Source organism: Streptomyces sp. GbtcB7, assembly GCF_019091445.1.
In the GTDB taxonomy this organism is placed as follows: domain Bacteria; phylum Actinomycetota; class Actinomycetes; order Streptomycetales; family Streptomycetaceae; genus Streptomyces; species Streptomyces mirabilis.
On record NZ_JAGXJM010000038.1, the window covers coordinates 35,726 to 58,833 of the forward strand.

Consider the following 23,108-nt stretch of genomic DNA (forward strand, 5'->3'; position numbering starts at 1 on the left):
TGAAGGTGCTGTGTGGGGAGGGCATTTGATGGCAGCGAAAAGCGGTGCGGCGGACCCCGAGCGACTGCGGCTGGCGGAGGCCGACGCGGGGCGGGCGGCGTGGCGGCGCTGGGGGCCGTATCTGAGCGAGCGGCAGTGGGGCACGGTCCGTGAGGACTACAGCCCCGGCGGTGATGCCTGGTCGTACTTCACCCACGACCAGGCCCGCTCACGAGCCTACCGATGGGGCGAGGACGGCATCGCGGGCGTCAGCGACGACAAGCAGCGGCTGTGCTTCGCGCTCGCCCTGTGGAACGGCCGGGATCCGATCCTCAAGGAGCGGATGTTCGGCCTGACCAACACCGAGGGCAATCACGGGGAGGACGTCAAGGAGTACTACTTCCACCTCGACTCGACGCCCACCCACTCGTACATGAAGTACCTCTACAAGTACCCGCAGGGTGCCTTCCCGTACGACGATCTCGTGACCGTCAACCGGTCCCGCGGGCGGCACGATCCCGAGTACGAACTCCTCGACACCGGCGTCTTCGACGAGGACCGCTACTTCGACGTGTTCGTCGAGTACGCCAAGGCAGGCCCCGAGGACCTGCTGATCGAGATCACCGCGCACAACCGCGGACCCGACGCGGCCACCCTCCATCTGCTGCCGACGCTGTGGTTCCGGCACACGTGGTCGTGGGCGGGCGGCACTGCCGTGCCCGACCTTCGGCGCACCCCGGGCGCCATCCGCGCCGTTCACGACGAACTCGGCACGCGGTGGCTGTACTTCACCGGCGAGACGGAGACCCTGTTCACCGAGAACGACACCGACAACGAGCGCGTCTTCGGCAGTCCGAACACCACCCCGTACGTCAAGGACGGCATCGACCGGTACGTCGTCCACGGAGAGACCGGCGCCGTCAACCCGCGGAAGACCGGCACGAAGGCCGCCGTCCACCACGTCCTCACCGTGCCCGCCGGCGACAGCGTCACCGTGCGGCTGCGCCTGACCGACACCGAACTCGCGGACCCCTGGGCCGAGTTCCACCAGGTGCTCGACACGCGGCGGACCGAGGCCGACGTGTTCTTCGAGGGCGTCGTCCCCGACAGTCTGGCCGAGGACGAACGGCGCATGGTGCGGCAGGCGCTCGCCGGAATGCTGTGGAGCAAGCAGTACTACTACCTCGACGTCGAACGCTGGCTCGCCGAGCACGGCGTCGACCCGCTGGCCGCCGACCCCCGTGTCCGCAACAGCTCCTGGTACCACATGGTCAACGACGAGGTCATCTCGATGCCCGACACCTGGGAGTATCCCTGGTTCGCGGCCTGGGACCTCGCCTTCCATGCCATCTCCCTGTCCATGGTCGACGTCGGTTTCGCCAAGTCGCAGCTGGAGTTGCTGCTGCGGCGCCTGTATCTGCATCCCAACGGCCAGATCCCGGCGTACGAATGGAACTTCGGTGACGTCAACCCGCCGGTGCACGCCTGGGCCGTCCTCTTCGTCTACGAGCTGGAGAAACACCGCACGGGCCGCGGCGACCGCGCCTTCCTGGAGAACGCCTTCCAGAAGCTGATGAAGAACTTCACCTGGTGGCTCAACCGCAAGGACGTCGACGGCAACAACGTCTTCCAAGGCGGCTTCCTCGGTCTCGACAACATCGGCGTCTTCGACCGCAGCGCCCCGCTGCCCACCGGCGGCCACCTCGACCAGGCCGACGGCACCGCATGGATGGCCCTGTACTGCCAGAACCTCCTGGAGATCGCCATCGAACTGGCTGACGACAACCAGGTCTACGTCGAGCACGCACAGACCCTGTTCGAGCACTTCGCCTGGATCACGGTCGCGATGAACCACATCGGCGACGACAACCAGAGCCTGTGGGACGAGGAGGACGGCTTCTTCTACGACGTCCTGCGCCTGCCCGACGGCGGCGCGACCCGGCTGAAGGTCCGCTCCCTGGTCGGGCTGATCCCGCTCGCCGCGACCAGCGTGATCGGCGGCTGGACGGACCGGCGCTTCCCGGAACTGGTCCAGGGCGCACGGGAGTTCGTGCGCGGGCACCCGGCCGTCGAAGCCCTTGTCTCCTCCCACCACGTCCTCGGGCCGGGCGCGGCGGGGCATCACCTGTTCGCCCTGTTCGACGAGGACCGGCTGCGGCGCATCCTGTCCCGCATGCTCGACGAGGACGAGTTCCTCGGCCCGCACGGCATCCGCTCACTGTCGCGGTATCACGCCGCGCACCCGTACACCTTCGAGGTGCACGGCGAGCCGTACGGGGTCGGCTATCTGCCCGCCGAGTCGGACTCCGGCATGTTCGGGGGCAATTCCAACTGGCGTGGCCCGGTGTGGTTCCCGGTCAACCTCCTCCTCGTCCGCGCCCTGCTGAACCTGCACGCCTACCACGGCGACGACTTCACCGTGGAGTGCCCGACCGGCTCCGGCCGGCGGATGAACCTCTACGAGGTCGCGCGCGAGATCGCGGACCGGCTCACCGCCACCTTCCTGCGCGATGCCCAGGGCAGCCGCCCGGTGCACGGTGCCCAGCCGAAGTTCGCCAAGGACCCGCACTGGCGCGATCTGATCCTGTTCCACGAGTACTTCCACGGAGACACCGGCGCCGGCCTCGGCGCCTCCCACCAGACCGGCTGGACCGGTCTGGCCGCGGTCACCGCCACCCTGTTCCATCTCGTCGGCGACGGTGACTGGGGCGCCCTGAGGGAGGAACCCCTGTCATGACGGTGATATACGAGATCAACACCCTGGTCTGGCTTCGCGAGTTGGGCCATCGGTACGGACGCCCCGTCGCTTTGGACAACGTGCCCGGCGAGGTCTGGGACGAGGTCGCACGTCCGGGTGTGGACACCGTATGGCTGATGGGTGTGTGGGAGCGCAGCCCGGCGGGACTTGGCATCGCGCTGCGGGACGACCGTCTGCTCGCATCCTTCCGCGACGCACTGCCCGACCTCACCCCGGCGGACATCGCCGGGTCGCCGTACTGCGTACGCGACTACGTCGTCGACGAGAGCCTCGGCGGCCGCGAGGGACTGGCCGCGGCACGGGCCGAACTCGCCGCGCGAGGCGTACGCCTGATCCTGGACTACGTCCCCAATCACGTGGCCCCCGACCATCTTTGGCTCACCGAGCGCCCGGACTGCCTGGTCCGGGGCACGCCGGACGATCTGGCCCGCGCACCCGAGGCCTTCCTGGAGGCGGGTGGGCAGGTGTACGCGCGCGGCCGTGACCCGTACTTCCCGCCGTGGCCGGACGTCGTGCAGCTGAACGCCTTCAGCGACGACCTGCGGGCGGCGGCGGTGGACACGCTGGCGGCGATCGGCGATCAGGCGGACGGAGTGCGCTGCGACATGGCGATGCTCCTCATGAACGACGTGTTCGTGAAGACATGGGGCGACCTCGCGGGAGCGGCCCCCACGGAGGACTTCTGGCCGTACGTCATTCGCAGGGTCCGCGAGCGCCACCCCGATCTCCTCTTCGTCGCGGAGGCGTACTGGGACCTCGAATGGGACCTCCAGCAGCAGGGTTTCGACCACTGCTACGACAAACGGCTCTACGATCGCCTGGTCCACGAGGGCGCCGGATCCGTCCGCGCCCACCTCGGCGCCGGCCTCGCCTACCAGCGCCGGCTCGTCCGCTTCCTGGAGAACCACGACGAACCCCGGGCCGCCGCCACCCTGCCCGACGGACGGGAACGCGCCGCGGCCGTGGCCGTCGCCACCCTGCCCGGCGCGACCCTCTGGCACGAGGGCCAGTTCGAAGGACGCCGCGTACGCCCGCCCGTGTTCCTCTCTCGCCGGCCCCAGGAACCGGCCGACACGTCCCTGCACGACTTCTACGACCGCCTGGTGACCGCCGCGGCCCTCGTCCGCGAGGGCGACTGGGAGCTGCTGACCTGCACGGGCTGGCCGGACAACGACACCCACCACAACCTGCTCGCCTGGTCCTGGACCGGCGGCCAGGACCGGTACCTCGTCGTGATCAACTACTCCGACCGGCCCGCCGAGGGGCGGGTTCCACTGCCCTGGACCGACCTTCACGGGCAGTCATGCAAACTGACCGAACTACTCGCCGGGAACGTCTACGAACGGGAGGGCGAGGAACTGGTCGACCCGGGCCTGTTCGTCGCACTCGACGCCTGGCACTGGCACCTGCTCTCGCTGAGCCGGTAGGCGACGGGTGGCCCTTGCGGCCCGGCCGCCGGGGCCACCCCCTTCCTCATGGCGCTCATGACGCTCGTGGCGCCTGTCGCGTCCTCGCGGACTTCTCGGAGTCGGCGGCGGCGTGGATGTCATCAGCGGTCAGATAGGCGTCGGTGTGCTCCATCGCCCGGATCGTGCTCGGCTGTCCGGCCAGGAATCCGGTGCGGACGAAATCGTCTCCCGCCACCGCGTGCAGCATCCAGTTCGTGGCGACGCGGATCCTGGCCACGAGCGTGGGCAGCGCCAGCAGGTGATAGCCGCGCGTCACCAGCTGTGCCGGAAGGCCGCTGAGCGGGATGCCCAGCGGCCGGGCGACGGAACCCAGGCCGCCCAGGTCGACGACCAGACCGAGATCGCGGTGCCGGTACTGGCTCAGGCTCCGTCCGCGCAACCGCGCGACGACGTTGTTCCCCGCCGTCCTGCCCTGCCGCAGGGCGTGCTGCGCGGTGGGTGGGCAGATCGCGTCCCCGCCGGCGGCAAGGTCTGGTACCGCGGCGGCGTCACCGACGGCGAACACCTCGTCGTGGCCCGGCAGGGTCAGCTCCGCGGTGACCGCGAGCCGCCCCCGTACGGTCTTCGCGCCCGTCGACGCGACCAGCGGGCTTGCCGCGACCCCCGCGGTCCACACCAGGGTGTGGGTGGGAAGCCGGCGCCCATCGGTGAGTTCGACCCAGCCGGGCCCGGCCGATGCCACGCTCACGCCGAGGGAGACCTCGATGCCGCGCCGCCGCAGCCGGGCCAACGCCTTGTCACCGAGTCGCGGGCCCAGTTCCGGCATCAGCCGGGGCGAGACGTCGACCAAGTGCCACTCGATCGACTGCCGGATCAGCCCCGGGTAGTGGTATGTCGCAGCGACGGTGAGTCGCTGGAGGTGGGCGGCGGTCTCGGTGCCCGCGTATCCGCCGCCCACGACGACGAACCGCAGCCGCGCGTCCCGCTCCGCCGGGCACACGGCAGCGTCGGCCAGGTCGAGTTGGGCGATGACGTGGTCGCGCATGGCCACGGCCTCCGCCAGGTTCTTCATGCCGTGGGCGGTTTCCGGCACACCGGGGATGTCGAACGAGCGCGTCACGCTCCCGCTGGCCAGTACCACGATGTCGTATCCCTCGCGGACCTCCTGATCGGTAATCAACCGCACCACGCACTCCCGGGAGTCGAGGTCGACACCCAGGGCGGTGCCGGGGACGATCCGGGTGCGGCGCAGCACCCTGCGTAGCGAGACGGCGACCGACTGCGGTGTCAGCACCCCGGCCGCCACCTGCGGCAGCAGCGGTAGGTACAACCCGTAATCGAGCGGCGTCACCAGGACGATGTCCGCCTCGTCGGCCTTCAGTACCCGTTCCAGCCGACGGGCGCAGGCGACGCCCGCGAAGCCGCCGCCGACGATCAGGACACGGGGACGGGTCGGGTTGGTCGAACTGGTCATGAACTTCCTCCGAGCGGCTGAGCGGGCCGAGGGGCCGCGGGCCGCCATCGTGGTCCGGGTGGGGAAATAGCGGCTTCCGTCGGATGACGCAACCGCCTACCGTGCGACGGGAACGGCCCGGACGACCGTCGTACGTCCTGTCGGGCAGTCGTCCGACGGAAGCCCGACAGGCCGCTGGCCGCCTAGCTTCGGAGTCATGAGAAGAACGGAACGAGTGACCTCTCCAGTGACCGTGACCGTCAAGTCCGGGGACCTCCGGCTTGCTTGTGACATCTCCACCGCCCTGCGTGCCCGGCCCCGTGTGTGCCTGCTGCGACCGGAGCAGGAAGCACGCGCGGAGGCGCTGCTCGTGCTGGCCACGTCGCTCGACGAAGAGGCGCTCGCGCTCATGCGCGGTGCGTGCAGGGAACATGGACGGCCGCGCATCGTGCTGGTCGCCCGGTATGTGGGGCGCGCCCAGCTTGCGCGGGCAGTGCGTCATGGACTGGTCGACGTGCTGCCCCGGCGCACCGGGCTCGATCAGATCGTCCTCGCCCTGTTGCGTACCCGCGAGGGGCGGATGCGCCGGTCCGACTCCGCCCTTGTCGATGGCCTGGACCTGCGTCACCGAGCCCAGGCCATCGACGGCGTGGCACCCTACTGGGCACCGTAGGCCGTTAGCGGTCCCCCTGCGCCAGAACGTGCGCGAAGGCCTCGTCCCAGTCCGTCGAGAGGCCTTCCGTGCCGAAGGGAACGGATCTGAGCGTCTCATCGATCCAGGCGCGCAGGGGGGCGATGCGGCCTTCGAGGAGTGCCACGTCGGTCCGTCCCTGGAGAAACATCCAGAAGCTGTCCCCGCCATGGTGCTGGCACGGAGGCCAGATCCGTACATCGCCGTCACCGCTCGGTCGGTGCAGGCCGGTCACGAGCAGGTCCCGCGAGAGCACCCAGGTGACGGCGCCGCCGACGTCGTTGAAGAATTCGACGCGCACCTCGAGGGGCTGGGTGTGGTCGTAGCTGAAGCGGGCCTGGATCGGCATTGTCTCGTACAGGGACACGTGCCGCCACATCCTCAGGGAGAGTTCCGCGCGGTCCTGTTCTGAGGAACGTACGTCCCTGGCTGGTTCGTTGTGTGAGCGGGCCATGTGCTTCCCTTTCTGTGCTGATCTGTGCCGGGGCGCGTGAGCAGCGCCCGGCACGGCCTTTGGGTGTGCCCCTCGTGCCGCGCCGGGCAGCCGGCCCCCTCGTCAGACGGCCAGGTTCTTCAGGCTCCGCCGCTGGTGGACGACGACGTAGCCGAGCAGTGCGTAGCCGAACAGGTGGCCCGCGGAACGGGTGAGCCGGTGGCGCGGAGCGTCACGGAACCAGTGGTGGTGGGAAGGTGTGCGGGAGACCGCCTTCGTACCGGCGACCACTGCGAGTGCGTCCCGCAGCAGGTTTTCGAGCTCGGTGCCCGGCTCACGGAACCGGCCGGTGCCCTTCTTGGTGGATCGAGCTGCGTCGTGCATGGCGTGCTGTGCCTCTCGGTCGGGTTCGGGTGGTCCTGAGAAGAGGAGCAGGCCGGTCCCGCGGGATTTCCCGAAGGACCGGCCCTTTTGTGCAGCTCCTGATGCGGCTTGCTGTCAGCCGGTGATGTACAGGTCGTCGCGTACGTCGTAGACGCCCGGCGCCATCCAGGCGGCCGCGATCACGGCGTCGTGCTCCGCCCACGTGCGGACATGGCCGGTGAGGACCACCGTGTTCCCATCGGTGGTGATGGCGACTTCGCTGTCGTCGAGGATCAGCGCGTTGCGGTCCAGCGCGTCCGACACCAGCAGGGTGACGTCGACCGGGTCGGCGTCGTCGGAGATCTCGATCTTGTTCTTGATACCGCGGACTCCCGTGAGTCCGGCGACCGCGTCCTCCGCGGCCCGCCGCTCCGAGCCGTACCGGACAACGCCGGTCAGCTTCAGGTTGCCGTTGCTTGCGGTCGCCTCGACACCGACCGGCACGGCGATGTTCATCAGCAGCACGCTGTTCGCCGTCTCGGCCAGCGTCGCGTCGTCGCGCTCGTGCGCGGGCGGCAGCACCACCTCCAGGTTGTTGTGGACCTTGGTGACGCCGGACACACGCTGCGCGGCGGCGGCGGCTTCCAGGTACTGGAGGTAGCTCGGGACGGTGCCGGTGAGCCTTACTTCACCCGCCAGGTTGTGAACGGTGATGTCCGTCGCGTCCACCAGCGGGTCGAAGACGAGTTCCGCGTCGACCGACTGGCGAATATCCTTTGTCTTGCTCATCAGAGGGAGCCTTCCGTTCCGGTGAGAGCGGCGAATTTCCGCTTCGTCATCAGTTCACCGCGAAACCTCGGTGTCGGTAAAAGCGATGTGGATGATTCTGGTATTGGTCTTCGCTATGGATTCCATGACATGGACCGGGTAGCTGTTCAGGCGGCAATCTTTTCGGCGGTGTCGAAAAGTACCTGCTGCAATTCACGAGGGAGGTCCGTGCTCCACACCAGACCAGCGGTGGCGGTCAGCGGGGACCCCTCGACACACACGGGCACCATCTCGCGCCGGCCTGCGTCCGCCGTCGACTGCGGAGCGATCCCCACGGGGCGGCACGGCCCCGTCAGGACGGCGCTCGGCCGGCTCCCGGTCGCGGCGAAGGCCAGCGTCATGGGCAGCGACTGCCAAAAGGGCGGGTCGGTGAAGTCGAAGGACGGGTTCCTGGTCCGCAACACCGAGCGCCATGCGTCGTACGTTCCGGGATCGGCGTGACGAGGACCATGGATGATGGGCATGCGGGCGAGTTCGTCGAGGCCGATGGCCCCGTTCACCGCCCCCCGGTGCCGTGCCGGAATCCAGACATCGGGTTCGAAGGACCCGATCTCCATCACGTCGAGGGGGTCCGACAGCGCACGGTTCACCGGGCTCATCCAGCCCAGAGCGGCGTCGGCCCGCCGCTGAAGGATCGAGGAGAAATCAGCGTCCAGCGCCGTCTCCAACCAGGTCACGTCGACCTCGGGAGCCGCGGATCGCAGCCGCGAGACGGTCTCCGCGGCGAGCGTGGGCGGCAGATACGGCTGAACGACGAAACGCAGGCGCGACCGGCCAAGACCCGCCGCCCGCCGGGTTCGGCTGACGCCATGATCGACCAGAGAGAGAACGGCCCGGGACTCCTCGAGCAGTACGGTGCCGGCTTCGGTCAGCCGAACTCCTTCACGCCGACGCTGCAACAATGGCGTGCCGACGAATTCCTCCAGACGCCGAATCTGCTGACTCAGTGTCGGCTGCCCGACATACATGCGCTCCGCGGCATGTGTGAAGGTGCCTGCTTCCGCCACTGCCACGAAATAGCGTAGGTGGCGCAGTTCGACACCATGGGGTGCCGAATTCTCAGAATCGAGCAAGGAAATCGATCCGTTCTCGGCTTTTCCCATGCGGTCCCATCCGGCCACTCGACAGAAGCGGACTCTTGTCATGCTGCCGGAGGTCCCGCTGCCGGGCTTGCGTCATCCGACTGCCGCGATGTCCTCACCGGCGGGTGTCGGGCCGTGTCCGGTCGCGGTACATCGCCACAACCGCCCTGCGCAGGCTGAGCCGCTCGGCGATCTCGTCGTCCGGAAGCCGCAGGGCGGACAGCTCGGTGATCTGCCTCAGCCGCTCGGCGGACGACTCGGGCCAGTCGATCGGGGCGCCCGTTGCCCGCAGTTCGAGTCGTGCCTCGTCACCACACGGGAGGGCGCCGATCCGGTCGAAGGTGGACTGCGCCGAGGTCAGCAGCGACTGCGCCTGATGGATCCGTTTGTGGCACCGCAGCCATGAGCCGTACGCCAGCTCGACTTTCGCGCGGGCATAGGGCCAGTGGGACAGATCCTGCCGCAGCGCCGCCAAGTAGAGGTCCTCGGCGTCCTCGTCGGCGGCCAGGACCGCACGGGCGTACAAGAGGTGGACATGCAGAAGCGGCGACGGCGTCTCCCGTGCGATCACCTCCAGCTCCGCCACCAGCTCTCGGGCGTCTTCTCGATGTCCGGCGCGTACGGCCGCGTCCGCAAGGAACATCAGGCTCAGGAAACCGTTCCGCTGGTGGAAGCTGGGTTCGGCCGGATCGAATATCGCCTGCAACGTCCGGTAGGCGTCCCGGTTCCGCCCGGCCGCCAATGACACCAGTCCACGGGTGAGTTGAAGCGCCGACAGCATCACGTTCCGGCCGCGGGCCTCTCCCAGTTCGGCCTCGGTGGCCCCCCGCAGTGCCTCCTGCGCATCACCGACGAACGCTTTCAGCATGACGTCGCACACAAGCTGTGTGACTCCCCACGCCGGCTGCCCCGTCTCCGCTGCCAGCCGCCTCCCCTCCTCGGCCGTGTCGGCCGCCCCCACCAGGTCCCCGAGCAGCACGTACGTAAACGACTGCGTGGTCAGCACATGCGAGAGGAGTCCCAGTCGGCCCTGCCGACGCAATGTCCCCTCGGAGCGGGCCAGCAGCTCGGCCGCCAGGGCCATGTGCCCCACCCCGTGTGCGGCAATGCCCAAGAGCCGCAATGCGTCCGCATCCCCGCCGGGAGGCATCCCGGCCAGTGCCTCGACGACCTGCCGAGCACGCAGCACCGGTTCCCCCGCCGCCAGGGCCAAGACGTAGCGCGGGTCACCCGCCATCTCGGGCAGCCGGTCGACGCAGGCAACGACACGCGCCCGGGCGGCCGGCCCGGTGTCGCCCCACCAACTTCGCAAGGCAGCCGCCAGGAGAATGTCGAGCGCCAGATCGGGATCGGCAGGCGCGGACCGAAGGGCGAGGTCGCACAACTCGTTCACCCGCGCGGCGCCCCCGGGAGTGCGGTCGAACATCTCGCGGAGCCATTCCATCCGCGCCCGGTCCAGGTCGGTCAGGTCAGTCCTGGCAGCCGACTGCAGCAACTCGTGGACGATGTCCTCCCGGCCCATTCCGAAGGCGTGCCCGGCCGCCATCAGCAGCCGGTGCCCACGCAGCGCCGACCAACTCGTCAGCTCTGCCGACCGCTCGAGATCATTGATCGCCGCGAACACCGCGCCCCGGCTCAGCGCCTGCGCGGCATTGGCCTCCAGAGCGTCGGCAATCCGGTCGTCCGGGCCCACGATGGACTGCGCGCGGTGCCAGGTCCGCCGGTACACATCGTCCAGTATGTCCGCCAGCGCCCGGTGAGCCGACTGCTGCCGGGCCAGGCTCTCGGCCTGCAGGATTCCCGAACGCATCAGAGGGTGCAGGAAGGCGACCCGGCCCTCTTCCACGCTCACCAGTCCCACCGCCTGCGCAGGGTCGAACACGTCGGGAGTGACCGGTTCACCGCACAGGGCCGAGGTCCCGGCGATGATTTCAGCGAGGTCGCCTGCCGGGTCGACAGCCGCGACGAGCAAGGCGTCCCGGGCGCCAAAGGGCAGTTCGGCCCCACGCCCCGCGAACGCGTGCTCCAGCCGGTCGGACAAGGTCAGCGGACGCAGTCCACCGGAGGGCGCGGCCGCCATCGCGATCGGCAACTCGCGCAGCGCCAGCGGATTGCCCAGCGCCACTCGCTGGATCCGCCTGCGCTCGACCGGACACAGACCGGGAGCATGAGCGGACAGGATCTGCGCCGCCGCATCGTCGTCCACGCCGCCCACGGTCAGCTCAGGAAAGCCGGCGTGGAGGAACGAGCCTGTATGGCCCCGGCGCATCGCGGCGATGATCACCACGGGTCCCGCCACACGCCGCCCGACGAACGTCAGCACCTCGTGCGACTGCGGATCCAACCACTGCACATCGTCGGCCACTACCAGCACCGGCCGGTCGGCCACCACGGCCGCCAGCAGATCCACAACCGCCAGAGCGATCAGGAACGGATCCGGCGGCGGACCCTCGACCAGGCCGAACGCCGCCGACAACGCTTCTCTCTCGTGCCGCGGAAGCAGCGAGGCATGATCGAGCACCGGACCGACCATCTGGTGCAGTCCCGCGAAGGGAAGCGTCGCCTCGCACTCGACACCGGCCAGCCGCAGTATCCGGAAGCCCCGGGCCCGCCCCCTGGACTCCGCCTCACGCAGCAGCGACGACTTGCCGATACCCGGGTCCCCGAGCATCAGCAGCACCGCACCGCTCGGCGGCGTACGTTCGAGGAGCCTCGCCAGCACAGCGATCTCCCGCTCCCTTCCCACCAGCACCGCCGCGCCCATGGCTCCCTCCCAACTCCCCGGAGCCTCCACGCTAATCACTTCGCACCATCGGCGGCTTGCGTCGTTTGACTGATCCCGCCCACGCATCCGGCGGTGCGGCGAGCGCAGGTTCAGTGGTCGCTCGCGGCCGGTTCCGGCAGCTTCAACAGCGGCGCCAGCTCACTGCGCGAGGTGATTCCGAGCTTGGGAAAGGCTCTGTACAGATGTGCGGCGACCGTACGGTGTGACAGGTGCAGTCGTTCCGCCACCTCCCGGTTGGAGAGCCCTTCCGCGGCCAGCCGGGCGATCAGTGTCTCCTGGGGTGACAACAGCTCCGTGACGGACGCAGGCCGGTTGTCAGCTGCTTGAGCAGCGTCGCGGCCCGCCCAGTCGGAGGCTCCGATGAGCTCGAAGGCGGTCCGTGCCGAGAGCAGCATCGTGCGCGAGCGAGCGGCCTGCCTACGGCGCCGCAGCCACTGTCCGTACGCGTGTTCCGTACGTGCCTTGACCAGCGGCCAGCGGCCCAGGTCTTGACCCAGCGCGACCATGTACAGTTCCTCGGCCTCCGCGTCGGCGGCGAGCACGGCTCGCGCGTACGGCAGCTGGACGTGCAGCAGCGGGGCGGGAGTCACACATGCCGCTTCCTCCAGGACCGCGAGTATGTGCGCGGCTTCATGACGGCTGCTGCCACGATCCGCTGCCATGACGAACGGCATCACCGCGGCGAAGCCCTGCCACCGCAGGCCCTCGTGCGGCGGGTCGAGGAGCGGTCGCAGCTCTTCGTACGCCTCGGTGTACCGTCCCTCACCGAGCCGCGCCACACCACGGGCCAGCCGTAGCGTCGGGACGAGATCGGTGCGCTGCCATGCCGCCACGGTGTCGGCCAGCTCCACCGCGCGCTCGGCCTGCCCGCGCAGTGCGGCGGCGACCGCGTCCATGCCGGTCAGCGCGGCGAATAAGGCCGGCTGCCGAGTCTCGGCGAGAATCCGGCGCGCTTCTTCGGTGAGTTGAGCGGCACGCGGCCAGTCCCCGAGCAGCAGCAGGTCGGCAGCTTCGGTGAGGAGTGTCTCCGACAGCAGACCGAGTCGGCCCTGCTCACGCAGAATCGGTTCTGCCCGGCCGAGCAGGTCGACCGCGCGGACCGGATCGCCGATCGCGTGCGCTGCCATGCCGAACAGCCGGAGGCCGTCGGCGTCAGAGAGGTACCACACCGTCTCGTTCGAAGGCAGCCGGTCGGCCACCGCCCGGCCGTGGAGCACAGGTTCGGCCAGCGCCAGAGCCGCGATGCGCCGTGGGTCGCTCGTGCCGGTCAGCCGCTCGGCGGCCGCGACGATGCCGGCCCGCAGAGCGGGGTCGGCATCGGTCCTGTGAGCACGGAGCGCCGCGCTCAACAACAGATCGAGAGCCAGATGGGGATCGCCGGCCGACAACTCGGGGATGTCCCGCACGCGCGTCCGGGCCGGACCGGGCTGCGGGTCCGCGTCCGAGATGTCCCGCAACCACCAGGCCTTCGCCCGGTCCGCGTCACTGAGCTCCTGACGTTCCGCCTCGTCTATCAGGGAGTGGGTCAGGCGTGTGCGGCCGAGACCGTACGCATGCTCGGCCGCACACAGGAACCGATGGCCCCGGGTGGCCGAGTCCGCGGTGAGCTGCGCCGATCGCTCGAGCGCCCAGATGGCCGCGACGACGCCGTGACGCCGGAGCAAGGAAGCGTGAGCATCCGCCAGTTCGTCCGCCAGGTCGTCGTCGGGGCCGTTGACGGACTGGGCACGATGCCAGGTGCGCCGGTCCGGGTGCTCGGCCAGCACCCGCGCCATGGCGGCGTTGGCGGCCTGCCGGCGGGCCGGGGTCTCCGCCTCCAGCACCGCGAACCGGACCACGGGATGGAGGAAGCGCAGTGTCGTCCTGTCGAGTCGTATCAACGAGGCCTCGACCGCGCGGTCGAGAAAGTCCACCGCGACGGCGCGCCCTGCCAGGACGGAGGCGGCTGCCAGGATCTCCGCGAGGTCTCCGACCTGGTCGACGGCCGCGGCCAACAGGGCGTCCCGGGCCTGCGCCGGCAGTTCGCCGAGCCCGGCCGCGAACGCCGTCGCCAAGGCGGAGCTCACCGGCAGGTGGGCCCACGAACCCGGCGGCCCTGCCGGGCGCCACGCTGCGGGGAGTTCAACCAGCGCGAGCGGGTTGCCGAGCGACTCCCCGAGTATCCGCTCCCGAACGGCAGGAGGCAGCATGGCCGCATGCCGGGCCAGTAGCCGTCGCGCCGAGGGCTCGTCCAGCACCGGCACATCCAGTACGGGCACATCCGGCATGTTCCGTCCTCTGCGGAGTGCTACGAGGATGACGACCGGGTTGTCACTCGCCCTGCGGGCCATGAACGCCAATACGTCTCGGGTGGGCCTGTCGAGCCACTGCACGTCGTCGGCGATCACCACCACGGGCTGCACGGCCGCCCTCGTGGTGATCAGGTTGAATGCGGCCAGGGCCACCTTTAAGGGCTCCGGCGGTGCCCCGGAACCGATCTGGAGGGCCGTACGCAGGATCCCGCCCTGTTCCGCGGGCAGGGCGTCCGCCGTGTCGAGGACCGGCCCCAGCAACTCGCGTAGACCGCTGAAGGGTGCGCCGCCGGAACGCCCGGCAACCTCCAGCGTCTGCCATCCCGCCGTCCGGGCGCGTTCGGCTACGGCCCGCAACAACGCGGACTTGCCTACACCCGAGCCGCCCTGCAGTGTCATGGCGCCGCCGGCAGCAGGCAGCCTTCCCATCAGTTCCTGCAGGACTCTCAACTGCTCATCGCGGCCAAGGAGCTCGCCCTCGTACACGCGTCTCCCCAGTCTTCCGGTGGGCTCCACGCCTTCTCAGCGAGATCGTAGGTGAACGACGGCGGCAGGGCTTGAGTCATGTGACTGGACCCAGAACCACAAAGCATCGATACCGAGCCCACGCAGCGTACGACGCGCGGCTGCGCCGTGAACACCGCGTCGGCACCCATCGCCGAACTCGCACGTCAGACGTAGCCTCGCCGCCGCACCACGCTCAGGGCCAGGGCGCCCAGCGGGACGTTCAGCCAGAACGTGAGCAGCCGGTAGACGAGCACGGCCGACGTGGCCGCCCCGGCCGCCACGCCGAGCGTCGTCAGACCGGCGATCAGTCCGGCCTCCAGCGCGCCGAGACCGCCCGGCACGGGAGCCGCGTTGGCGATCAGGCGTGCGGCCATGTACGCGGCACCGACCTGGATGAAGGGAAGGTCGCCGCCCAGCGCGTGGAGGCTCATGGCCAGGCCGACGATCTGGATGAGGGGCAGGCCGAGAGCGCCGGTGACGCCCACGACGACCTTGGCCGGTTCGGCCGCGATCCCGGTGACGGTCGACCCTGCCGCGCGCAGGAACGGCCATACCTTGTCGTGCAGGAAGCGACGGCCGGGCGGGGTGAGGAGGAGCAGACCCCCGGCAGCGAGCGCCAGGGCGATGGCCCACAGAAGATACCGGCTCGCGGGCAGGTCCAGATGCACTCCGGAATGGCGCCGTCCCGCCCAGGCGAAGAAGACAGCGGCGACGACGGCGTTGGAGACCGCACCGGCCAGGCTCTGTAGCCCGACGGAGGCCGTGGCGGCCCCGGTCTCGATCCCCGTCTTCTGCAGGTAGCGCAGATTGAGCGCCATGCCACCCACGTTGCTCGGGGTGATCCGGTTCAGGAACGAACTGGCGAACTGCACTTGGTAGGTGGGGCCGAACGGCAGCCTGTCCGGGATGGTGCCCCATTGCAGGCAGGTCGAGAACGCCTGCGAGACGAAGGTGACGGGCAACACCGCGAGTACCCACCACCAGTGCGCGTCGCGCAGCGCGTCGACAGCCGCAGGAGCATTGGCCAACTGCGGCAGCACAAGGTGGAGAACCAGGAACGCGCCCGCCAGGCCCACGGCGCTCTTCCACGTGAAGCGAGCCAGATGCGCGAGCGGAACCTGTGGCGCGCCACCGGCCGTTCGGACCTCGACGGCGAGATCACTCAGCAGACTGGGGCGACCGCCGGCACGCAGCGTTCGCCGTCGGGCACCCTGTCTGGCCGCCCGTGCGCGGGCCTGGTCGTACCGGGCGACCTCACGTCGCGCAGGGCCCATCAGCGCCAGCGGCTGCAGGTACGGCAGCGCGGTCGCCAGCAGTTCCGGTCCCAGGCCGGCCAGTGCGCACGCGGTGGCTCGCTGGGGGCCGATCCGTACCGCGGTCGTGGCCAGCAGCTCGGCGATGTCACTGCCGAGCACCTCGGGCGGAGCATTGAGCTGGGCGCGCGCGAACGCGGAGAGCCGGATCTCACCGTCCGGTTCGACGAGGACGTGCTCCGGGCGCAGTGCCCGATGTCCCAGTCGGTGCTCCTGGAGGCGCGCCACGGACGTCCACACCCCGATGAGGACGTGGTCGGTCGTCTCCTCGTCCGTCAACGCGGACAGCGGACGGGCGTCCTTCTCGACGGTCGCCACGAGCGCGCCGCCGCCGGCCACCGGATACGCCATGACGGGTTCGTCCACCCGGGCGCCGGTGCGGGCCGCGAAGACCAGCATGAGGAGTTCGTGCTCGGCTGCCCCGAGCGGTGACTGGGCGGTCGCGTCGGCCGGGTGGCGCAGGAGCGTCCGTCGGGCGAGCCGGTGGAACAGATCACGGTTGTGGTCCTCGGCGGCGAGAACGCGTACCGCCACCCGGGAACCGGCGGTGGTCTCGGCTCGGTAGAGGGTCCCCTCACCAGGGCTCTGCCCGTCCGAGGGCAGCTCACGCAGGGTGGCCACCGGGATTCCGGAGACGACGAGGGCGTCGGCGACCGCCTGCGCCGCCGGGCGGTCGGCCGGTGCCCCGGCCAGCAGCAGCACGGCCGACCCGGCCGCGCCGCCCACGGCGAGTGCGGCGACGGCGTCCAGCGGCACGATCCCCGCGGCAGCGACGCTCAGCACGGCACACGCGAAGGTCAGCGACCACAGCGCCCGCCGCCGACGCGCCCCGAGCCATGGGCCCGCCGCGCAGGCCGCCGCCGCGCAGGCCGCCAGGTACACGGCCGACGGCCAGCCTGCCTGCACCAGACCGCCCCGGCCGACCAGCACCTCCGGCCACGCGTCCGGCCTGCTGCGCACCAACGCCAGGTGCGTGAGCGACCACGCGACCAGTGCGCCCAGCGCCGCCGCGGGCACGACCCGCAGAACCGGGTCGACCCGCCGCCGTACGAACCACACCGCCAGGGCGGCGATCGGCGCGAGCATGGCCACCACCTGCACCGTTCCCACGAGACCGTCCCGTAGAGCCGGAGGCAGCGCGGTCGCCGTGCTGAGCAGTCCCTGCTGCACCGCACGGGCGAGATCACGCGTCGCGACCGCCAGCAGCACCGTCACCACCAGTGAGGCCAGGGACACCAGCAGCCGCCACAGATCGGCCGTCCGGCGGACGGCCCGTCGGGGCGGAACATCGATCACCGGCGCCGAGGAGCCTTCCGACGTGCCAACGGCGTCCGAAGCCGACTGGCTGCCATGGTCTTCGATCACTTTGATCACGCGGCTCCTCGTCGACAGGCCGAAAGCCGGGATGCGGCACCCGCACCCCCCTCCAAGCCTCCTCCCCCACTCGGGCGGCACCGATGCTGTCTCCGGAACGTGGTTCGCGCATCCGTCACATGACTGCATTGCGTCCTGTGACAGTCCGCCGCCACGCGCTCACGGACCGGTCCGCCTGCCGGCACGCAGTGCCGAGGTAGGGACCGCAGTCGGATGACGGATCCCCATCCGGGCCGGCCACCCCTAGCGTCCGATGGGGAGAAGGCGACCTCGAGCAGGGTCGGGCCCACCGGCGCGCATGCCTCGCCTCTCCCTCGCTTCCTGTCAGGAACGAGACAACACCCTCACCCTGGGAGATCACGATGCTCAACTCGCCCAACTCACTGCTCTGGCGCAGCCTGCTGGCGATCGCCGTCGGAGTGGTCGCCGTGGCATGGCCCGGCATCACCATCGGCGCATTCGTCATTCTGTTCGCCGTCTACGCGTTCATCGGCGCGGCGACGGACAGCGCGCGAGCCTTCAGCAGCGACCGGGTGGGCCCGGTCTTCGGCTGGCTGCTGCTCGCCCTGCTGTCGGTCGTCGCCGGTGTGGTCGCGCTGGCGTGGCCCGGCATCACGGCCCTTGCTCTGACGATCTGGATCGGCGCGTGGGCACTGGCTACAGGTGCCATGGAGATCGTCCTGGCATTCCAGCGCGGGGAAAAGCCGGGCGAGCGGGCGCTGTTCGTGCTGACCGGCGTCGTGTCGGTCGCGCTGGCCTTCGTGCTCTTCGCCCGGCCGGACATCGGCGCGGTCTCTCTGGCCACCGTCTTCGGGCTGTTCAGCATCTTCTACGGCACCGCGGGCACTGTCGCGTCCTTCCAAGAGCGTCGCGTCCTCAAGGACACCGGCGGTACGCAGCCGGCACACACCTGAGCCGACGTCACTCCTGACGCACCATCACCCGGTGTGTCTCCTTGGCCGGTTGAAGTCCTCCGGCCCGCATACCCAGGAAGAGCCATCATGAACGAAACTCACCTCGCCACCCACGGCACTCTGGACACCCACCGGCGCGTCACCGTGGTCGGCGCCGGGGTCATCGGTTCCTCATGGACCGCCCTGTTCCTCGCCAACGGCCTGACCGTCACCGTCAGCGACCCCATGCCCGACGTCGAGCAGCAGGTACACGACCAACTGCAGGAGACCATCCCCACCCTGCGTGCGCTCGGACTCCCCACCGCCGACCTCGACCGCAACCTGCGCTTCGAAGCCGACCTCGGCAAGGCGGTCGCGGACGCGGATGTCGTACAGGAGAACGGCCCCGAGCGCCTGGACGTCAAACAGGACCTCTTCGCCCGGATCGAGCAGGCCGCACGTCCCGACGCCCTGCTGCTCAGCTCCACCTCGGGCATTCGCGCCACCGACATCGCACAAGCGCTGCGGCAGCCCGAACGACTCGTCATCGGGCACCCGTTCAATCCGCCGCACCTCATCCCGCTGGTGGAGGTCGTCGCAGGCGAGAAGACCGACCAGGAAGTGGTCAAGCGCGCCGTCGCCTTCTACACGGCGCTCGGCAAGAAGCCTCAGGCGCTGCGCAAGGAGGTGCCGGGATTCGTCGCCAACCGGCTGCAAGCCGCGCTGTTCCGCGAGGCCGTCAACCTCGTCGTACAGGGTGTGGTGACCGAGTCGGAACTCGACAACATCGTGACCTCCTCCGTCGGCCTGCGCTGGGCTGTGGCAGGCCCCTTCCGCAGCTTCCACCTCGGTGGCGGCTCCGGCGGCCTGCCCCACTTCCTCGAACACCTCGGCCCCGGCCTCGAGAGCCTCTGGCGGGACCTCGGTACCCCGGTACTCGACCAGTCAACGGTCCAACTCCTCTCCGGACAAGCCGGTTTCGGCGCGAGCATCGAGGAACTGGAGGCCGCACGCGACGAGGCTCAGATCAAGGTGCTGCAGGCGGTATCCGCACCGTCCACCCTCGCCATCGAGCCCGCACCAAAGCAGTGAGCATGCGATAACCGATCAGCCTTTCCCGCAGGAACTCCCCGACGGTCGACGCCGCTCCGGGAACCTGCTCGACCATGACCCCGCGCGGGCGCGGACGGTCCGTGAGCACGGCATACGCTCACTGGTGACCGTCCCCGTCCGCGCGGTACGCCGTGCTGGGTACGGTGGTGTTCCTCCGCACCGAGGAAGAGGACGATCCGAAGGGCCGGCAGCGCGACCAGTCTCCGTAGCCGGCAACGCACGTACTCCCAGAAGCCGTTCAGTCCACTCGGCGAAGGTCACCGACAATCCCGAGCGTGGTACGACGGTCAGTCACTTTACAGAAGCCCCAGCCGACAGCTGTTCGACATGGTGCTCTCATCGATCCGCGCCTTCCCCGTTGGCGGCTCTCCTGAGGCAGCCACGGTGGTGCGCTCCCAACAAGCATGAACGGGCTTTCCATGACCGATCGTCGACCGCTCCGTCCGTCGTCCGTCGCCCTTGCGGCTGCTCCGACCCTCGAACGCCTGCTACGGGATGACCCACGCCTGCGTGTCATCTCGACGGTCTGCCCGTCCGGGCTGCGGTTCGAGGGAGAAATAGACCTTTGCTCCCGCGAGGTACTAGCCGCAGCTCTGGATGAGGCGGTCCAGTTCGGCAGTGGTGATCTGCACGTCGATCTCACGGACGTCACATTCATCGACGTCGCCGGAATCCGCATGATGACGACCGTTGCGAAGACGCTCAGCCGCGACGGCCGCCGTCTGCTGCTGCACGCCACGCCGCCCGGCGCACGCAAGGTGATCCATGTCATGGGTTGGGAAAAGACCCCCGGCCTGATGCCCTGCATCGGCGTAACACTGTAGCGACCCGGTCATTTCGCCGGGGTACGGGCGGCGGCATCCCCTGCCAATGAGGCTGCCCACCGTCGAGGTCGTGAAGGGCCGTCAATCCAGTGCCGCAGAGCACGCGCTGTATGACTCCGTGCCTGCAAGGACGGCGGCGTCCTCGCCTCCGACACACCCTCGTCGGTCGTGAGCACGCCAAGGGTGAAGTAGCGGAAGCAGTCGCATGACAGATCTCGGCAGAGAGCCACGACTCTAGCGTTCATGGCGAACGCCACGGCCTCGGGCGAGGTCGGGCAGCGCACCGTGCATTCCCGCTTCGTGTCAGGAACGAGGCGACTCTCTCGTATCTGGAAGGTCACCATGCTCAGTTCGCCCAACGTACTCCTCTGGCGCGGTCTGCCGGCCGTCGTCATCGGCATAGTCTCCGTCACATGGCCCGGCATCACCGTCGGCGCCTTCGTCATCCTCTTCGCCGTCTACGCGTTCATGAGTGCGGCGACGGACGCTGCCCGTGCTTTCGCCGGCGACAGGGTGGGGCCCGTCTTGGGCTGGCTGCTGCTCGCCCTGCTCTCGTTGGCGGCCGGCGTGATCGCGCTGGCATGGCCCGGCATCACGGCTCTCGCGCTCACCATCTGGATCGCCGCGTGGGCACTGACGACCGGTGTCATGGAGATCGTCCTGGCATTCCAGCGCGGCGAGAAGGCGGGCGAGCGGGCCTTGTTCCTGCTGACCGGCCTGGTGTCGATCGCGTTTGCGTTCGTGCTGTTCGTCCGTCCGGACATCGGCGCGGTCTCACTCGCCACCGTCTTCGGGCTGTTCAGCATCGTCTATGGCGTCTCGGCGGTCTTCGCCTCGTTCGAGGAGCGCCGCCGCCGTACCGACCCGAACCGGTCCGAGCCGACCAGCGCCTGAGCGGCAGTCGCGGGCGAGGTGTCGGTGGTGCATGAACCGGTCTGCCGGCGGGGCTGATGTGTTCCTGGAGTGTGTCCGAAGGTACGGCGGAAGACATCGATGAACGCACTGGCCGACGACCAGCCACACATGTGTGCCACGGTGGTCACCGGGATGTTCTCGGCAAGCAGGACCAAGGCATGGTACAGGCGCAGCTGGGTGCGCCACTGTGGGAAGGTCATGCCGAGATCGGCTTTGAAGAGGCGGGAGAGGGTGCGGTCGCTGGCGCCGACCTGCCTGCCCAGTGCGGCCAGGGTGCGGTCGTCGGCCGGATTCGTGCGCAGGATCTCGCACACTGCCCTCAGCTGCGGGGTGGTCGGGGTGGGCAGGTGCAGGGGCTGCTGGGGGGAGGCCCGCAACTGGTCGAGCAACACGGCTCGTAGCCGCCCGCGTTCGGGGCTGTCGTCGTGCGGAGTGTGCGTGTAGGCGAGGATCAGTTCCCGGAGGAGGGGCCCGACGGTCAGCACGGTCGGCTCGTCCAGGCCGAGCGGGTTGTCACTCGCGGGCAGACCGACCAGGTGCAGTTCGAGTTCGCCGTGGGCCTGGTGGGCATGCACGGTGCCGGCCGGTACCCAGATGGCGCGAGTGCCCGGCGCGATCCACGAACCGGCGCTGGTCGTCACGGCCAGCACTCCGCGGCCCGCATAGACGATCTGGTGGTCGTCATGGCGGTGGGCGTCGATGGCGGCTCCGGACGCCAGCCACTGGGTGCGGGTCGGCGCTACGGGGTCGTGGCGGATTTCTGTCATTGACTGGCAGATTATCGGAAGCGCGCCATCGTGTGCAGCGATGACCATGGCGATGTGCCAAGGAATAGATCGATCATCATGCTGTCGGTCGGCCATGCCTGCGTGGACATCTACCAGGGCGCGGTCGCCTCACTGGTCCCGTTCTTCGTCGCCGAGCGCGCCTACAGCTACGCCGCGGTCTCGGGCATCGTGCTCGCCGCGTCTTTGCTGTCCTCGGTGGCCCAACCGCTGTTCGGCGTGCTCACCGACCGCTGGGCGATGCCCTGGCTGTTGCCGGTGAGTACGATCCTCGGCGGACTGGGGATCGCCCTGAGCGGCCTGAGTGGTTCCTACGCCCTGACGCTGGTGTTCGTGGCCGTGTCCGGTGTCGGGGTCGCCGCCTACCATCCCGAGTCCGCCCGCGTCGCGCGACTCGTCAGCGAGGGCAGCCACAGCGCGATGGGCTGGTTCTCCCTCGGTGGCAACCTCGGCTTCGCCGCCGCGCCGCTCATGGTCACCGCCGTCGTCGCCTCCGGCGGGCTGCGCCTGTCGCCACTGCTCGTGCTGCCGGCCCTCGCCGGAAGCGTGCTGTGCCTGCCCGTCCTGCGCGCACTGGAGAAGACGGGACACGGCGGCTCCGGCACCGCAGTTGCGGCGGGCGCCGACGACACGGCCTCGTTCGTGAAGCTGTCGCTCGCCGTGGTCTGCCGGTCCGTCGTCTTCGTCGGCCTGAGCACCTTCATCGCGCTCTACGCCCGGCAACGTCTGGGAGGCGGTACGGCCGTGGGCACTACGGCGCTGTTCGTGCTCTATCTCGGCGGCGCGGTCGGCTCCGTGCTGGGCGGCAGTCTGGCCATCCGCTGGGACCGGGTCGTTGTCGCCCGCTGGTCGTACCTCGTCACGGTCGTCGCCGTCGCGGGGATCGTGTTCGTACCCGGCCCCGCGATCTACGTGTTCGTGGCGCTGACCTCCGTCGGCCTGTACGTTCCCTTCTCCCTGCAGGTCACCCTCGGCCAGGACTACCTGCCCACGCGCGTCGGCACCGCCGGTGGGATCACCCTCGGGCTGACCGTCAGCATCGGCGGCCTGGTCAGCCCTCTCATCGGCACCGTCGCCGACGCGACCTCCCTGCGTACCGCCCTGACACCACTGATCCTGATGCCCGCTCTGAACTGGCTGTTGTTCCGCACCCTGCCCGAACCCACCGCACCGAAGCCCATGGCGGCGGCGCGGGCGAAGGCGATCACCGTCGAGGGCTGAAGGCGACGGACAGGGCAGTCGGTAACCGGTCGCGGTGTCGCCGTCGGTGTTGATGAACGATCGCTGCTGCCCGACCCGGTGTGGGCACGGT

The 23,108-nt window shown here is 69.5% G+C and carries 17 protein-coding genes; 8 read left to right on the forward strand and 9 right to left on the reverse strand.

Going from position 1 to position 23,108, the window contains the following annotated elements; translation table 11 throughout:
- Positions 1-28 precede the first annotated feature (28 nt).
- Complete coding sequence (locus KVT44_RS43515; RefSeq protein WP_217573507.1) at positions 29-2,716, forward strand: glucosidase; 2,688 nt, start codon at positions 29-31, stop codon at positions 2,714-2,716.
- Complete coding sequence (locus KVT44_RS43520) at positions 2,713-4,164, forward strand: alpha-amylase family glycosyl hydrolase (protein ID WP_217573509.1); 1,452 nt, start codon at positions 2,713-2,715, stop codon at positions 4,162-4,164. Before KVT44_RS43515 ends, KVT44_RS43520 begins: the two co-directional genes overlap by 4 nt.
- A gap of 55 nt (positions 4,165-4,219) precedes the next feature.
- Here KVT44_RS43520 and KVT44_RS43525 read toward each other — a convergent pair whose 3' ends face one another.
- Positions 4,220-5,620 carry an NAD(P)/FAD-dependent oxidoreductase gene (locus KVT44_RS43525; protein WP_217573511.1) on the reverse strand — a complete coding sequence of 467 codons (1,401 nt, stop codon included), beginning with the start codon at positions 5,618-5,620 and terminating at the stop codon, positions 4,220-4,222.
- 196 nt (positions 5,621-5,816) lie between these two features.
- Here KVT44_RS43525 and KVT44_RS43530 point away from each other — a divergent pair, with 196 nt between their 5' ends.
- The gene (locus tag KVT44_RS43530) at positions 5,817-6,272 is read left to right on the forward strand and encodes a hypothetical protein (protein ID WP_217573513.1); all 456 of its coding nucleotides are present in this window, start codon (positions 5,817-5,819) and stop codon (positions 6,270-6,272) included.
- Between the two features lie 4 nt (positions 6,273-6,276).
- Here the strand turns inward: KVT44_RS43530 and KVT44_RS43535 are convergent, their stop codons facing one another.
- The 7 genes from KVT44_RS43535 to KVT44_RS60755 all read right to left on the reverse strand — a co-directional run bounded on the left by KVT44_RS43535 (position 6,277) and on the right by KVT44_RS60755 (position 17,266).
- The gene (locus KVT44_RS43535; protein ID WP_217573514.1) at positions 6,277-6,657 is read right to left on the reverse strand and encodes an SsgA family sporulation/cell division regulator; all 381 of its coding nucleotides are present in this window, start codon (positions 6,655-6,657) and stop codon (positions 6,277-6,279) included.
- A 189-nt stretch (positions 6,658-6,846) separates the two neighbouring features.
- Entirely contained in the window at positions 6,847-7,107 is a 261-nt protein-coding gene (locus KVT44_RS43540; RefSeq protein WP_217573515.1) for a hypothetical protein, read from the reverse strand.
- Positions 7,108-7,221: 114 nt separating this feature from the next.
- Entirely contained in the window at positions 7,222-7,875 is a 654-nt protein-coding gene (locus KVT44_RS43545) for a BON domain-containing protein (RefSeq protein WP_190173571.1), read from the reverse strand.
- 146 nt (positions 7,876-8,021) lie between these two features.
- The gene (locus KVT44_RS43550) at positions 8,022-9,017 is read right to left on the reverse strand and encodes a LysR family transcriptional regulator (protein WP_217573516.1); all 996 of its coding nucleotides are present in this window, start codon (positions 9,015-9,017) and stop codon (positions 8,022-8,024) included.
- Between the two features lie 94 nt (positions 9,018-9,111).
- Entirely contained in the window at positions 9,112-11,760 is a 2,649-nt protein-coding gene (locus tag KVT44_RS43555; protein WP_217573517.1) for an AAA family ATPase, read from the reverse strand.
- 110 nt (positions 11,761-11,870) lie between these two features.
- A complete protein-coding gene (locus KVT44_RS43560; RefSeq protein ID WP_217573518.1) occupies positions 11,871-14,558 on the reverse strand; it encodes an AAA family ATPase in 2,688 nt (895 codons plus the stop codon).
- Between the two features lie 185 nt (positions 14,559-14,743).
- Entirely contained in the window at positions 14,744-17,266 is a 2,523-nt protein-coding gene (locus KVT44_RS60755) for a lysylphosphatidylglycerol synthase transmembrane domain-containing protein (protein WP_217573519.1), read from the reverse strand.
- A gap of 362 nt (positions 17,267-17,628) precedes the next feature.
- On the opposite strand from KVT44_RS60755, the gene KVT44_RS43570 reads away from it, so the two are divergent.
- The 4 genes from KVT44_RS43570 to KVT44_RS43585 all read left to right on the forward strand — a co-directional run bounded on the left by KVT44_RS43570 (position 17,629) and on the right by KVT44_RS43585 (position 20,990).
- Positions 17,629-18,180 (forward strand): HdeD family acid-resistance protein, encoded by a 552-nt coding sequence (locus tag KVT44_RS43570; protein WP_217573520.1) that lies wholly within the window; start codon positions 17,629-17,631, stop codon positions 18,178-18,180.
- An 87-nt stretch (positions 18,181-18,267) separates the two neighbouring features.
- The gene (locus KVT44_RS43575) at positions 18,268-19,251 is read left to right on the forward strand and encodes a 3-hydroxyacyl-CoA dehydrogenase NAD-binding domain-containing protein (RefSeq protein ID WP_217573522.1); all 984 of its coding nucleotides are present in this window, start codon (positions 18,268-18,270) and stop codon (positions 19,249-19,251) included.
- A 425-nt stretch (positions 19,252-19,676) separates the two neighbouring features.
- Entirely contained in the window at positions 19,677-20,096 is a 420-nt protein-coding gene (locus KVT44_RS43580; RefSeq protein WP_217573524.1) for an STAS domain-containing protein, read from the forward strand.
- Positions 20,097-20,339: 243 nt separating this feature from the next.
- Entirely contained in the window at positions 20,340-20,990 is a 651-nt protein-coding gene (locus KVT44_RS43585) for an HdeD family acid-resistance protein (RefSeq protein WP_254650702.1), read from the forward strand.
- On the opposite strand, the gene KVT44_RS43590 is transcribed toward KVT44_RS43585, so the two are convergent.
- Positions 20,906-21,778 (reverse strand): helix-turn-helix domain-containing protein, encoded by an 873-nt coding sequence (locus KVT44_RS43590; RefSeq protein ID WP_254650703.1) that lies wholly within the window; start codon positions 21,776-21,778, stop codon positions 20,906-20,908. The two genes, KVT44_RS43585 and KVT44_RS43590, sit on opposite strands and share 85 nt — an antisense overlap.
- Positions 21,779-21,832: 54 nt before the next feature.
- Between KVT44_RS43590 and KVT44_RS43595 the strand changes: the two genes are divergently transcribed.
- Positions 21,833-23,017 carry an MFS transporter gene (locus tag KVT44_RS43595; RefSeq protein ID WP_217573526.1) on the forward strand — a complete coding sequence of 395 codons (1,185 nt, stop codon included), beginning with the start codon at positions 21,833-21,835 and terminating at the stop codon, positions 23,015-23,017.
- Positions 23,018-23,108 lie beyond the last annotated feature (91 nt).